The sequence below is a fragment of the Mesorhizobium sp. USDA 3734 genome (assembly GCF_056279665.1).
Map to the genome: position 1 here is coordinate 5612233 of NZ_JBWCCW010000001.1, position 14586 is coordinate 5626818.

The window sequence follows — 14586 nt, forward strand, 5'->3', positions numbered from 1 at the left end:
TTGGCGGCGCCATGAACCACGGCACCGCTTCTGATTGTGTCCAATGCCCTTGCCATTGTCCGCTTTACTTGGCTGCAGAGGCGGCCTTGCGCACCTCGTCCATCACTTGCTCAGGTGTCATCGAGCCACCCGCCAGCGCCTGCAGGCTGGACAACCAGACGGCGGCGACGCGCGGCGGATTGGCCGTGTCGAGCCAGGGCATGAGGAACGAGGCCGCGTTGATCTCCTTGAGGCCGTCGACCACAGCCACGCTCATGTTCGATTCCGAGGCGCCGCCGATGGTGGCGCTCGGCTGGCCATAAGGCGGCGCGGACAAGATCTGCGCGTTTTGCTTCGAGGTCACGAACTTCATGAAGTCGATCGCCAGCGGGATATTTTTCGACGCCGCGCTGATCATGTAGCCCTCGGGGGCGCCCTCGATCGACTTGAGGTCACCCTTGGCGCCATCAGGCACGGGCAGTTTGAAAAAGCCGAAATCGGCAGGCTTCAGCGCCGAGTCCGGCGTGGCGGCCTGATCGAACTCGATGATCTCCTGATAGTACATGGCCGACTGCGCGTTAGTGAAGGCCTGGAGAGCCGAGGCATAGGAGGTGCCGTTGACGCCGGCGCCATCGGTGCAGCGCCCGACAAGCTGGCTGAACTGCTTGAGCGCCGCGACATAGCCCGGATCGGTGTATTCAGCCGTGGCGGGATCGAAGTCGCGTTCGAGCGTGGCTTGCGGGACATTGTAGGCGAGCAACTGGCCCGCATAGTGGATAGCCGGCCAGGCTTCCTTGTTGCCCAGCGAGATCGGCGTCGCGCCGGATTTGCGAATGGCATCGCAGCTCGTCAGCAGCTCCTCGAAATTGGCCGGCGTCTTTAGGCCGAGCTTGGCGAAGACCTGCTTGTTGTAGCCCATGAACTTGGCATCCTGATAGAGTGGTATGCCGTAGAGCTTGCCGTTGTACTCGAACGCCTTGACGGCCGCCGGAGAGAGCGTCTTGCCCCAGTCGGTATCGGGACCGATGACCGCGCTCAGGTCGACGGCACGATTTCCGCGCACGAAGTTCGCGCCCCAGCTGCCCGTCCAGGAGAAGTAGACGTCGGGAAGCGAATTCGAAGCGACCAGCGTCTTCGTCTTGCCCTTCACGCTGTCGTCGCTCTCCTGGATGAGTTCGACCTTCACGCCCGGATGGAGCTTCTCATATTCCTGCGCCAGATTGACAAAATAGGGCGACAGCTGCTGCAGCCCGAACTTGGTCAGGATCGACAGCGTGCCGCTGTAGTCGACCGTGGCGCTGGGGTCCGCGGCAACGGCCGGCGAGGCAGCGGAACTGCCGCCGATGGACAGCCCCAATGATGATACCGCGGCCACTGTGACCGCCACGACTTGCAGTGAACGTTTCATAAGCAGCTCCTTCAGAGGTGAGAGTGGATCAGTATTCAACGCGTTTGTAGTAGCGACGTGTCGTCAGCGGATGGTTGCGCAGCACCTCCAGATGTGCGCTCAGCCGCTCAAGCAAGGTGGCGAGCAGGACCGGTGAGATCATGCTGCGAACCTGAGCCGAGATGCCTGGTAACTTGACCGAAGCGGCGTCCAGTGTTCGCACGCGGTCCGTGTAGCGCCTGGCGAAGTTCTCGACCCGCTCAGCCAGTGGGCGAAGGGCATCCTCGCCCTTGAACACGAAGACGCTGACGCCCGGCTCGACCAGTTCAAGCGTGCCGTGGAAGAAGTCCGCGGCATGGACCGGCCGGGTGCGGATCCACTGCATCTCTTCGAGGATGCACATGCCGTAGTAGTTGGCCTCGGGCCATACCGATCCGGCGCCGGTGAAGATGTGATAGGTGTCGTCCTTGATTGTCCTCGCCAACTCGGCGGCCTTGTCCTCGAAGGATGCCTTGGCATCGGCGAGCAAGCCGGGAAGGCGCTGGAGTTCCGCGACAGCCGCGTCGAAGCCGTCATACTCGCCGCGCTCGGCCAGCAGTGCCAGAACGATCAACAGCGTTTGCAGATAGAACGATTCCGACGAGGTGTCGTCCTCAGCGAAATTGGTGAAGTTGTGGTCTGCTTCCTGCGCGATCGGCGTGTCCGAATGGCCGGTCAGCGAGATCGTGCGCACGCCGCGCTTCTTGAGGAAAGCCATGAGCTCGACGCCTTCCTTCGTCGTGCCCGACAGCGAGGGAATGACGACCACGGCCTTGTCGTCGAGACCGGCCGGCGGATCGAGAACGACCTGTGCCGGATATGCGGCACTCACCGGGAAGGTGGAGTAACGCTGTGCCAGCTCGATGGCGGGAAGCGTGAGAAGCTGAACGCCGCCGGTACCCATGAAAAACAGCCGCTCTACGCCTTCCGAAAGCAGCGTGCGCATGAGCGAGCGCGCCTCGCCGGCGATGGAAACCGCACCGCTTTGAATCCTTATGAAGCGGTCTTTGTCAAAGTTCAGCATGTAGTTCTTCCTTGTACTCAATGCGGCGGAGCGTCCGCCTTGGCGCGAGCGTCGATGCGCCGGCTAATCAGCCTTTAATCAATCCTGACCAATGTGAGATCGATCTCACATGGTGATAATGGGCACGCATTCCCGCGATTGGCAAGTCCCCTTCGCGATGAAATTTGTCGAAACAGGTAAATTGTGACGCCGGTCAGCGCCTGTGCAGTTGTGATACCGAGCCGCGGACAATGAGGCGCGTCGGGAAGCGGATATGGCGCGGCGCGACCTTTTTACCGGCGAGCCGTTCGAGCAGAAGCTCTGCAGCGAGCGGTCCGATATCGGAGATTGGCTGGGCAACGACGGTGATCTGCGGGTCGGTGAAGGTGGCGAGATTGAAGTCGTCGAAGCCGACCAGCGACACATCATGCGGGATCGACAGTCCCATCGAGCGCAGGCCGAGCAATGCGCCCTGGGTCATCAGACTGTCGACGGTGAACAAGGCTGTCGGACGATTGCGTCGGCTGAACAAGCGGATGGTGGCTTCGATCGCATGTTCGACAGTCGAACGCGACACGCTGACAAGCGATTCATCCAGCGCGATACCATGCGATTGCAGTGAGTTCTGATATCCCGCGAGGCGTTCCTGCGCTGTGAAGATACGCGACTCGTCGCGCAACAGTCCGATCCGTTCGTGACCGTTGGCGACGAGGTAGTCGACCGCTTCGCGCGCGCCGCCTTCATTGTCGACGATGACACTGTCGCAGTGCACCTCCCTGGCGACGCGGTCGATCAGCACGACCGGGGTGCCCTCGCTGACGAGTTGCACGATGTGCTGGCTGTCGGTTGCCGAAGTGGGCGCCAGGATGAAGCCGCGAATGCTGAGCGAGCGAAGACTCTCCAGCAATTCCTTTTCCTGCTCGACGTCCTCCTCGCTGCTGGCAATCAGAAGATTGTGGCGGTGCTTGCGCAGCTCCGCCTCGATGTCGTGCGCGATGCGCGCGAAGAAAGGATTCTGGATATCGCCAGGAACGAAACCAACGATCGGCAATTGTCCGCTGCGAAGCGCTTGCGCAACAAGATTTCCCCGATAGCCCAGCCGCTCGGCGGCTTCCATTACGCGGAGCGCCGTCTCATCGCCGACGTAACCGTAACTGTTGAGCGCCCGCGCGGCCGTGGCGCGGGACACGTTAGCCGCAGCAGCAACGTCTTTCAGTGTGATTCCCTTCTGCGTCACGGTTCACTTTCCTCCTGCGACCTAGACATCGCGTCAGATCGTCCTTTCGGCTCGGCGTTGCATTTACCGTTGTGCGGCATATCGACGAATTCTCAAACTGCCAACGCTGCTTGTGCACGTTCTTTCCTTAAGCGTCTTACCACCGATTTGGACGAAGCGCCGGATTTGCGTAGTCCGTCCTTCCTGCTGGTCTAATTCCATGGGACCTGGTCTTAACGACCGAAGCGATGCTGGCCGAGGAGGGCTTCGCGCTGGTCCCAGGTGCCGGGCCTTGCTGTCAACCGGGCGTATCCCGAGGTGACCCAAATCACGGGGAAAAACTGGTCATGCGCGAGGGCAGGATCGTGTCCGAACTGGTTTCGGAGAAAACCTCGGAAGAGGAGGTGATGCTTCATGCGACGGGTACCGCGACCCGTGGCGGAACCACAGGAGTGCAATCGTGAATACTGCTCGAGACGAGACCACTCAGCCAACACCGACCACGCGGGATCGCGCCCCCTTCGATTTCGCCAAATGGTGGGACCGCGTGGGCATTCTCATGGTGCTGGTCGCGCTGGTGATCCTGATGTCGGCCATCGCGCCGAACTTCAACCGTATCGACAACCTGCTCAACATTGCGCGCGCCATCTCGGTGAACGCTATCCTGGCGGCAGGCATGACACTCGTCATCCTGACCGGCGGCATCGACCTTTCCGTCGGATCGATCATTGCCGTTTCTGGCGTGGTCTCTGTCATCGCCGCCATAGCGGGTGTGCCCGCCCCCGCCGCCATCCTTGTCGGCATTGCCGTCGGCGCAGCCTGTGGCCTGGTCAACGGAGCGCTGACCGCCTACCTCTCGCTCGCGCCATTCATCGTCACCCTGGGGACGATGACCTTCCTGCGCGGCCTTGCCTATACCATCACCAAAGGCCAGCCGATCGTTTCGAGTTCCCTGAATTTCAAAGACATCGGCAATGGATACCTGTGGGGCATCCCTGTGCCGGTCATTGTGATGGCAATCGTCTACCTGATCATCTGGTTCATCCTGGAGCGGACGCGCTATGGCCGCCATGTCTATGCCGTGGGCGGCAATGCCGAGGCAGCCAAGCTCGCCGGCGTGCGCGTCAAGCGGGTCATCACATCCGTCTATGTCCTGGCCGGCGCTTGTGCTGGTCTGGCAGGCGTCATCTTCTCCGCTCGCGTCATCTCGGCCCAGCCCACCGCCGGGACCGGCTATGAACTCGACGCGATCGCAGCGGTCGTGCTCGGCGGTACCAGCCTTGCCGGAGGCCGCGCTGTACGCCAAGGATCGGTCTAGCCGGCTTCCGTGGCAGATGCGCTATTCCGACTACTTGATTGCTGATCCGTCATGGGATCAAGAACTGAACGCACGAACCAGCGCACGGCTTGCTAAACGCTAAACCTCCTTCATCAGGAGATGGTCTGAAGGCCTCGTTTGCGGCGGCACAGAAGGTGTTGAGCGCTCCACTCACCAAGACCGCATGAGGATCCGTGGAAGGGTTTCCGGAATCATCGACGCGTGGTGAGAAGGGCCGTCTGAGAAATTCTAAATTTCATGGCTCTTGGCCCAAAAGTCGGGAAAACGCAGACGCCTGCTCTGAAATAGCAATTTCCCTCTCCCTTCCTTCCTTCAAAAACAAAAGAAGAACCTGCGGCCAAAATGCTAGAATGAACGCGCCAACTAGAGCCATCAAGATAACTTTCAAGCTCATTCTATCGCTTCGAGGTTCTCCTTTTTCCGGGCGCACCATCATTTCTACCTATCGTCATCGTGGGGCTAGGGCGGCGAATGAGATCACCAATGCGGCCCGATCCGAGGGAAAATCCGAAAGTCGGTCGGATACGTGCTGGCGACTAACAGCACGCGGCAATCATCGTACCGACTCACCAAGAGCTTACGCCATGGCAATAGCGCCTGAGCTAAACCTTTGACGAGTTCTGATTGGCAAAGATTTTAGCCAGGTTGCGAAAAAGAAACAATCGCGGCGGATGAGTTGCCGGCGATCCTTTCCAACAATGAAAGACACCAGGCTGCGATTTCCGCTCGACCGACCGGCAATATTGATCAGGTTCGGCACAGCGACGCCAGCCCGCAAGCAGGCTGTTCCAGCCAACTCAGCCACTGCACCAACGCAAAAAACTCTCTATCGGGCGGATGCCCACAAGATGATTTTTCTAGCTCATGAAAATACAAATGATCATTTTTTTTTGGTTCTATTCCATGACTAATATTGACCTGCGGTCCGATGGCTTTGACGCCATAAATTCCTGCCCTTCCGATGAGCTAAGATGTCAATCAGTCAGATTCCACTATCGGGCCTGGACTATCCCCCAGGCAGCGCTGCAGAGGGTTCCCCCCTGTCAGGAATTCTCGGTGTCGCCTTCCCGGTCGCCGGTCAGCAGGGCGCGACCGATGGAGCCACAGGACATAGCGCCGTGTTTTGCGTGCCATACCTCGCCCCCTGTTCGCGCGGCTTGAACTGCGAGCCAAGCCACGCCTCTGGCATAGGTGACTACCGCAACGCTTTGAACTTGGTCGAACGTTCGAGGCCATCAAGTTCTTCGGTTGTAGAAAAATCTGCCTGACCTCAACGTTTGCCCGGGCCGAATTACGCATTAGCAGGAGAAAAGCATGAGGATATGTTGGATCAACACGACAGCGCAGAATGACAGCTTTGCGCCGCTTTATACCAAGCTGAACAAGATGGTGCTGCCCGTTCTGCACCCCGAAACAGAACTGGAATTCCGGTTTCTGTCTCAGGGTGGTGACTTCCTGCGTTCGCTTTATGCAGAGCACTTAAATTCGGTTCTCGTGGTCGAAGCTGCCTTGCAGGCCGAGGCGGAGGGCTTCGATGCGGTGTTCATCGGCTGTTGGAACGATCCGCTGTGGGAAGCACGCGAAGTTCTGAGCATCCCTGTCGGATCGGTCAGTGAACAATCGATGCTGGCGGCGCTGACCATGGGGCGGCGCTTCGCCGTCGTTACGGTTTCCGAGAAGACTACCGTCGCGATCGAGCGCGATCTTCGGGCCTATGGCCTGGCGGATCGAGCGATCGTTCGGCCCGTGCGCGCGATCACCCCGGAATCGGACGCGGCGATGCTGCTCAGCACGGTGGACGAGGACAGGGCTCGGGCCGAGGTTATTCCGCGCTTCGACGCGGTGGCGCGTGAATGCGTCCGCGACGGCGCCGAGGTGATACTGATTGGCTGCACCTTCTACGGCCCGCTGCTGCGGGCTGCCGGCTACACCGAGGTGTCCGGCACCGGCGTTCCTGTGGTCGATTCCGCGACGGTCGCTCTAAAATACACCGAAACAATGGGGCAGATCGCGAAAAGTCTAGGCCTTGTCAAAAGCACTCGCCTGGCATTGCGGCCACCAGCAGCTGCAAATCTGGCGCGAGCGCGCCGCAGCCTCGGGCTTGTACAGGCCTGACTCTACAGATCCGGCTCAGAAGGCTGCTTCGGGATGAGTCAGATTGAAAGAACAACTAAAAACAACTCCAGAGGGTAACCATGTCTAGATTTGCAAAGTACCTTATCTGCGCCCTGATTGGCGGCGCTTTTGGCATCGCCATCAGTTCGCCATCACTCGCAGCTGAGAGCGCTACACTCGCCGCGGTCAAAGCGCGCGGCGCACTGAACTGCACAGGCCACAACGGCTCGTACCTCGGCTTGGCTGAGGTGGATGACAAGGGCAACTGGAAGGGGCTTGACATCGACCTGTGCCGTGCCGTCGCCACCGCTATCTTCGGTAACTACGAAGGGCATCTGAACATCATCCCGATCAGTTGGGCCCAACGCTGGCCGATGTTGCAATCGGGCGAGCTTGACGTGGTCATCAAGTCTTCGGACTGGACTGCCAGTCGGGATGCCGAACTAGGCGTCCAATTCAGCAATATCTATGTCTTCTCGTCACAGAAGATCATGGTCCGCAAGGAACTGAAAGCAACTTCGGTCAAGGATCTGAACGGAGGTTCGATCTGCGTGCCGTCCGGGACTTCGACCGAGAAACTCCTTGCCGACTATCTGAAACGCATGGGTGTGAAGATGGAAATCATCGCCTCCGAAAAAACCGAGGAAACCCAGGCCGCCTATTTATCAGGGCGCTGTGACGCTTACGCGGAATGGGACGTGCAACTGGCGGTGACCCGGCTTAAGGCCAACAACCCCGATGACCATGTGATCCTACCGGATACTTTTGCCGCCGGCCCGACCGCGATGGTCGTGCGCGAGGGGGACGACCGCTGGCTCAAAGTAATCAACTTCACGCTTTCCACGATGCTCTTCGCCGAGGAATCGGGCGTGACCCAGGCCAATGTCGACGAAATGAAAGCCAATCCGCCCTCACCGGGCATTGCCAAGATGCTGGGCGTCACCCCCGGCTATGGCTCGCGGATCGGTCTGAGTGACGATTTCGGCTATAACGTCATCAAGAATGTCGGGAACTATTCCGATGTCTGGGAGCGGGATCTCGGCCAGAAATCGCCCTACAAGCTGGAGCGGGGCAAGAGCGCGCTGTGGAAGGATGGCGGGGTACTCTGGCCGATCCTGATGGACTGAGCACCCACGAGTAGTTCTCTTGGAAAGTCATGGCCCGTTTCGGCGGGCCGTGACGATTGTATCGCTCGAGCAAGGTATCATGGATGTTGTCAATCCATCGTCAGAGAGCCTTCTGGCTTCAGGTCGCAATCGGCATTGGCATCATGGTCGTATGCGTTCTGTTGGTGCATGGCGTTCATCATTCTCTGGAAGAGCGAGGCCTCACCTCCGGTTTCGGATTTCTGGAACGGTCGACCGGATGGGATATTGGATTCAGCCTGATCTCCTACACGATCAACGATCCTTATTGGCGGGTGATCCTGGTCGGTCTGCTGAACACCATGTTCCTGGGACTGATCGGTCTTGTGCTGGCCACGCTCATTGGCGTCATTCTGGCGACCGTGCGCATTTCGAACAATCCGGTGATGTCTTTTCTGGGCACTTGCTATGTCGAGCTCGTACGCAACGTCCCTCTGATATTGCAGGTTTTTTTCTGGTATGCGGTCTTTATCCATCTGCCGCAGCCGAAGCAGGCAATCACTGCCCTGGGCGTAGTGGTCCTGTCGGCGCGCGGGATATTCATTCCGAGCCTCAATCTGGAGCCCGGGGTGGCTGCGGCGGCCGGGCTGATCCTGTTGGCCGGTCTGATGCTCGCCCTCATCTTCGCGCTCTTCCCGCGCCGCAGTCTGGCGGCCCGACTGGCGCTGCCTAAACTTGTGCGCGGCAGCCTTGTTTGTGGCTCCGTACTGATGCTGGTGGTTCTGTGGTTGGGCCGGGTGCCGGGAGAACCTTTGGTACAGCTCGCCGAACTAAAGGGACTGAACTTTCAGGGCGGCATCCAGGTATCGCCGGAATTCGCCGCATTGCTGACCGGTATGTCCCTTTACGGCGGTGCCTTCATGGGCGAGATCATCCGGGCGGGATTTCTCTCTGTCAGCAAGGGGCAGGTCGAGGCGGCCCAGGCGCTCGGCCTAAGTCCTTGGCAGGTCCTGACGCGCATACGCCTGCCGCTGGCGTTGCGCATGGCGCTGCCAACGTTGACCAACCAGTATGTCTGGCTCCTGAAAGCCACCACTCTGGGCATCGCGGTAGGTTTTGCCGATCTGTTCATGGTCATCTCGACGGCGATCAACCAGAGCGGCCAGACGCTGGAACTGATCGGGATTCTGATGGCCAGCTTCCTGATCATGAACAACGTGCTGGCTGCGATGATGAATTTCATCAACCGGCGTATCGCCCTGCGCGGCAGCCAGCTTCGCCAGTGAAGGGATGATCATGAGCGATATTTCCCTGACGGCCCCGGTGAACGGCAACCTGGTCGTCGGTTATCTCAAGCGCCGGATGTTCCCCACACCGTTGACCGGACTTGTCAGCCTGGTAGGCATCGCCCTGACGGTCTGGATCTTCTCATCCATACTGCGGTGGGCAGTGATCGACGCGGTCTTCTCCGGCACGCCGGAAGAATGCCGCGTGGCCTCCGGCGCCTGCTGGGCCGTGATCACAGCGCGCTGGCGCCTCATGTTCTTTGGCCTTTACCCGCATGAGGAACATTGGCGTTCGGCGTTGGCCTGCGGAGGCTTCCTTGTCGTCATCGTGCTGTCCTGCTTGCCGCAGTTCTGGACCGCGCTACGCCTGACGGTGTTGTGGGTTTTGGGTTTTGCGATCTTCGTGTTGCTCATGCGCGGTGGCATTCTTGGGCTCAACTATGTCGGCGAAGAAAAATGGGGCGGACTGACGCTTTCCATCTTCATCTACGTGGCGACGGTGCTCATCGGCATGCCACTTGCAGTTATGCTGGCGCTGATGCGCCGCTCTTCCCTGCCTCTGGTGTCCAAACTGGCAGCACTGTTGATTGATACTGTGCGTTCCCTGCCATTGGTGACGATCCTGTACACGATGGCCGTCGTGCTGCCCATCATAGCTCCGGGTGCGCTGGGGACCAAGCTGATCCGCGTGATCGTCGGTATGTCGATCTTCTTCGCCGCCTACCAGGCCGAGATCATCCGCTCGGGCATCCAGTCGCTGCCGGTGGGGCAGGACGAGGCCGCCAAGGCGCTCGGCCTGCACTATTGGCAGCGCATGCGCATGATTGTCTTGCCCCAAGCCTTCCGCCGGGCCCTACCGCCGACCATAAGCCAGCTTGCGATTAGCTTCATGGAAGTGGCGCTGGTCATCATCGTTGGCATCTTCGACTTCCTGGCTTCGGGCAATGCCGCCTATGGATCGGGGGAATGGTCTTTCGCCAATGTCGAGGTCTATGCCTTCATAGCCTTGGTCTACTTCGTCTTCGTCTTCAGCCTCTCGCGATACGGTGCCTACCTGGAACGCCGGATGCGAGTCGAACCTTGAGCAGAATCCGCAGATGACCACCAACATAACTCCTGCCATCACCGTCGACCGGTTGAACAAGTATTACGGCACCTATCACGCGCTGCGCGATATATCGCTGCAAGTTGCCGCAGGAGAGAAAGTGGTGATCTGCGGTCCGTCGGGTTCAGGCAAATCCACGCTGATCCGCTGCATCAACCGCCTTGAGGAACACGAGTCGGGCACGATCAAGGTTCTGGGCATCGTGGTCGACAACAAGACATCCCACATTGACGACATCCGCCGCGAAGTGGGCATGGTCTTTCAGAGTTTCAACCTGTTCGCGCATATGACCATTCTGGAAAACTGCGTTCTGGCGCCGATGCTGGTGCGCGGTATCGCGCGCGGCGAGGCCGAGGAACAGGCCATGCATTTCCTGCGCAAGGTGCGGATACCCGAGCAGGCAATGAAGTACCCCGGGGAGCTTTCCGGCGGCCAGCAGCAGCGCGTCGCCATCGCTCGCGCGCTCTGCATGCGGCCGAGCATTATGCTGTTTGACGAACCGACCTCGTCGCTCGATCCGGAAATGGTCTCGGAAGTGCTCGACGTGATGGTGTCTCTGGCGCTGGAGGGCATGACCATGATCTGCGCCACCCATGAGATGGGTTTCGCGCGTCAGGTTGCGGACCGCGTGATGTTCATGGATCGAGGCATGATCGTGGAAACCGGCACGCCTGCGATGTTCTTCGACAATCCGCAGCAGGAACGCACGCGCGACTTCCTGTCCCAGGTTCTTACGCATTGTTGAGTGCATGAGGAGACGGGCATGGCCGCAATGGTGCGTATTCCATTATGGCGCCGCGAGGGGTCATATCAATCAACCCGACGGCTCCTGATCGCACTGGGGCCGTTTCTCCGGACTTTGGAGGCTTAAGAATGTCCACTGCCGATTGGATCGACACCAGTATGAAGGGCGTTGCCTGGACGCGAACCTGCAAGGAGAAGCGGGTGCAGCGTGGTCCCCTCGTTCAGGATGAAACAGCGGATCTGGTGGTGGTCGGCGGCGGTTTTTGCGGCCTGACGACCGCGATAAGCGCCGCCAAGGCCGGGTTACGGGTCGTAGTGCTGGAGGGCGGGATCGTTGGCGTCGGCGCATCGGGGCGCACCGGCGGTTATACCGTGCCAAATCACCCTCACGGTTTGACGCCCAAGCAGGTGGAGAAGCATCTGGGACCACGCAAGGGACAGGCGTTGAATTCACTAGTCGCGGATGGGCCGAACCGTGTGGCCGAGCTTGTGCGCGAATATGGGATCCAAAGCGACTATCTGCAGAATGGCTGGACTCTGCCCGCGCATTCCAAAACCTCGCTGGCCAAGGTGCGTACGGCCTATGACCAATGGAAAGCCTTTGGCGCACCTGTCGAATGGCTTGATGAAGAGCAGGTTACGGCCGAAACCGGGGCGGCGGGCTATGTCGCGGGCTGGAAGAACCCGGTCGGCGCAGTGGTCAATCCTTTCGCTCATTCCCAGGGCCTTGCCCGCGCCGCCGAACAAGAGGGCGCACGGATCTATGAGGGCACGCGCGTGATCGCGATCGATCAGGAAGCGCCGGGCAAGGTCGTGGTAACCGCAAGCGTGGAGGGTACGACCCGCCATGTGCAGGCCGGCAATGTGATGATTGCCACCAACGCCTATACCGACAACCTGGTCCCGAAACTGTCGAAAAGCATCATCACACTGTACCTCTATACTTGTGCAACGCACCCGCTCTCGCCCGATCTTTTGAAGATTGTCGTCCCCAACAAGAATTGCTTCACCGATCTGCGCGATGCCACTGGCTTCGCGCGGCTCGATATTGAGGGGCGGTTGGTCGCGGGCGGGGCAGTGTTCGTCTCAGCGATCAATCCTCGCAACTATGGGCTCAAATATTCGCACGGGAAAATGCTGTCGCTGTTTCCGCAACTCAAGGGACGGAACATCGAATTCCAGGACTATTGGGAAGGTTACAACTGCATCACGGAAGCCTATATACCGCATATCCAACGGTTGAAGCCGAATGTCTTTTCGCTCCTTGGCTGTTCAACGCGCGGCGTGTCGCTGATGCAAAACCTCGGCCTGCTCATGGGCGAATTCTTCGGCGGACGGTGTAGCCTTGACGATGTGCCTGTCGAGGTGGTCGAGGGGGTGCGCACCATCTGGATGCACGGGACCAAGACTGCGGTTGGGCGCAATATCTTCCCGCTCTTCCGGCTGAAGGATCGCCTGAATCTGACCTGAGACAGGAGAGCACGTCGGGCTGATCCGAGTATATCCTGCCTTGAAGCAGATTTCGCATTCGGGTGCAAACAGGTCGGTAGTGGGGCCGACGGCATCCTGTGAGGCAGCGATCGCCCACCAGTTCGGCGAGCTCGTTTTCGAGATTGGGACGGTGAAGTCCTGTCGCGACGAGCACAGTGATGCCTGAGAGCGCAATGCCCCCTACAGCATGGTCTCCATCATCGGCCATTGACCAGTTGCTCGTCTGGTCAGGCAATGCTTTCCACGCTTCGGAGGCGGAATTTCCGGTGATCCAGACCTACCGACGCGAAGTTGATGGATTATTGCCCTTGCAGATAGACGACATGCGTCTCGGTAAATTCATACAAACCATGCTTTCCGTCCGCACCGCCTATACCGGACTTGCGGCGTCCAGCGTGAAACGCCTGAATGGCTTCGAAATTCTCTCGATTGATGTAGGTTTCTCCAAACCTAAGCTCTCGGCAAGCCTGCAAGGCAGAATTCAAGTTGGAAGTGTAGATTGATGACGTCAGACCGTAGTCGGAGTCGTTTGCGAGGGTGATCGCCTCGTCGACTGAATCGACGACCTGGATCGGCAAGACCGGCCCGAACGTCTCAGTCCTCATGATGGCCATGTCGTGGCGGGCGCCGGTCAACAATGTCGGTTCGTAGTGGTAGCCACTCTGCCGGTCAGCGACCTTGCCGCCGGTAACGACCGTGGCACCCTCCGACACCGCACGTTCAACGGCGGTTCTCACCTTGTCCAGCCCGTTCTGGTTGATCAGAGGGCCCATGTGGAGATCGTCTTCGACCGACGGATCTCCGTACCGGGTTTGCTCAAACAGGCACTTCAGTTTCGCAACCAACGCGTCGTGGACACCGCGCTCGACGTAGACACGTTCGGCGCAGTTGCAGACCTGCCCGGTATTGATGACTCGAGAATCGTAGATGGCTTTCGCGGCCAAATCGAGGTCGGCATCCGCAAGCACGATCGCTGGCGCCTTGCCGCCCAGTTCCAGATTGACCCGGGTCAGATTGCGGCTTGCTGCTTCCATGATCTTGATCCCTGTGGCGACGCTGCCGGTGAACGTCACCATGTCCACACCCGGATGTGAGGCGAGAGCTGCGCCAGCCGAGGCGCCTGTGCCACCGAGGATGTTGACGACCCCGGGCGGAATGTCGATCTCGGTCAGGAGCTCAGCGAACATGAAGGCATTGAGCGGCGTCTCCTCGCTCGGCTTGATGATGATTGTGTTGCCTGTGATGAGCGCGGGACCAACCTTTCTCGCGATCAGGAAAAAAGGAAAGTTCCAAGGCAGAATGCCGGCTACGACGCCGAGCGGTTTGCGAAACAGCAGAATCGTCTCTCGGGGTCGATCAGAACTGATTACCTCACCCTCAATCCGACGCGCCCACTCCGCCATGTATTCGAAATAGTCGGCTGTCGCGTCGACCTCAGTCTGCGCGAGGGCCAGCACCTTGCCCTGCTCACGCATGACTATGTCTGCGAAGCTGGAACGCTTCTCACGAATCTTGGCGGCCATTGCTCGCAGATATTTCGCCCTCTCGACTGCCGGCAACCGTTCCCAGCCGGGCTGCGCACGACGAGCGGCAGCGACGGCCGCGTCTACCTGTCCCGTGGAACTGTTCGGGGCGTGACCCAGCAACATCCCGGTTGCGGGATTCATAACGTCGATCGGCGGAGCCTCGGCTTCGACGAACCGGCCGTCAATGTAGTTGAGTTTCGGCACGATGGCGCTGCCACTCTGAAACACAGTTGACCTCCCGTTACGCTATTGGTTGATTAAACAAACTTCC

At 59.3% G+C, this 14586-nt stretch carries 11 protein-coding genes; 7 read left to right on the top strand and 4 right to left on the bottom strand.

Annotated features, from left to right (window positions below):
* Nucleotides 1-64: 64 nt before the first annotated feature.
* The 3 genes from ACZ89F_RS26910 to ACZ89F_RS26920 form a co-directional block, all read right to left on the bottom strand.
* Entirely contained in the window at nt 65-1387 is a 1323-nt protein-coding gene (locus ACZ89F_RS26910; RefSeq protein ID WP_476095051.1) for an ABC transporter substrate-binding protein, read from the bottom strand.
* Between the two features lie 28 nt (nt 1388-1415).
* Nucleotides 1416-2429 (bottom strand): SIS domain-containing protein, encoded by a 1014-nt coding sequence (locus ACZ89F_RS26915; protein WP_476095052.1) that lies wholly within the window; start codon nt 2427-2429, stop codon nt 1416-1418.
* A gap of 193 nt (nt 2430-2622) precedes the next feature.
* On the bottom strand, nt 2623-3645 hold the full coding sequence (locus tag ACZ89F_RS26920; RefSeq protein WP_476095053.1) for a LacI family DNA-binding transcriptional regulator: 1023 nt from the start codon (nt 3643-3645) through the stop codon (nt 2623-2625).
* Between the two features lie 439 nt (nt 3646-4084).
* On the opposite strand from ACZ89F_RS26920, the gene ACZ89F_RS26925 reads away from it, so the two are divergent.
* The 7 genes from ACZ89F_RS26925 (at nt 4085) to ACZ89F_RS26955 (ending at nt 12768) form a co-directional block, all read left to right on the top strand.
* On the top strand, nt 4085-4942 hold the full coding sequence (locus ACZ89F_RS26925; protein ID WP_476095054.1) for an ABC transporter permease subunit: 858 nt from the start codon (nt 4085-4087) through the stop codon (nt 4940-4942).
* A 1335-nt stretch (nt 4943-6277) separates the two neighbouring features.
* Nucleotides 6278-7078: an aspartate/glutamate racemase family protein gene (locus ACZ89F_RS26930; RefSeq protein ID WP_476095055.1), complete on the top strand. Its 801-nt coding sequence runs from the start codon at nt 6278-6280 to the stop codon at nt 7076-7078.
* An 80-nt stretch (nt 7079-7158) separates the two neighbouring features.
* On the top strand, nt 7159-8205 hold the full coding sequence (locus tag ACZ89F_RS26935; RefSeq protein ID WP_476095056.1) for an amino acid ABC transporter substrate-binding protein: 1047 nt from the start codon (nt 7159-7161) through the stop codon (nt 8203-8205).
* Nucleotides 8206-8288: 83 nt separating this feature from the next.
* Entirely contained in the window at nt 8289-9449 is a 1161-nt protein-coding gene (locus ACZ89F_RS26940; protein WP_476095057.1) for an amino acid ABC transporter permease, read from the top strand.
* 10 nt (nt 9450-9459) lie between these two features.
* A complete protein-coding gene (locus tag ACZ89F_RS26945; RefSeq protein ID WP_476095058.1) occupies nt 9460-10533 on the top strand; it encodes an amino acid ABC transporter permease in 1074 nt (357 codons plus the stop codon).
* A 13-nt stretch (nt 10534-10546) separates the two neighbouring features.
* A complete protein-coding gene (locus ACZ89F_RS26950; RefSeq protein ID WP_476095059.1) occupies nt 10547-11299 on the top strand; it encodes an amino acid ABC transporter ATP-binding protein in 753 nt (250 codons plus the stop codon).
* Nucleotides 11300-11427: 128 nt separating this feature from the next.
* Nucleotides 11428-12768 (top strand): NAD(P)/FAD-dependent oxidoreductase, encoded by a 1341-nt coding sequence (locus tag ACZ89F_RS26955; protein WP_476095060.1) that lies wholly within the window; start codon nt 11428-11430, stop codon nt 12766-12768.
* Nucleotides 12769-13088: 320 nt separating this feature from the next.
* Here ACZ89F_RS26955 and aldA read toward each other — a convergent pair whose 3' ends face one another.
* The gene (gene aldA, locus ACZ89F_RS26960) at nt 13089-14543 is read right to left on the bottom strand and encodes an aldehyde dehydrogenase (protein WP_476095061.1); all 1455 of its coding nucleotides are present in this window, start codon (nt 14541-14543) and stop codon (nt 13089-13091) included.
* Between the last annotated feature and the right edge of the window lie 43 nt (nt 14544-14586).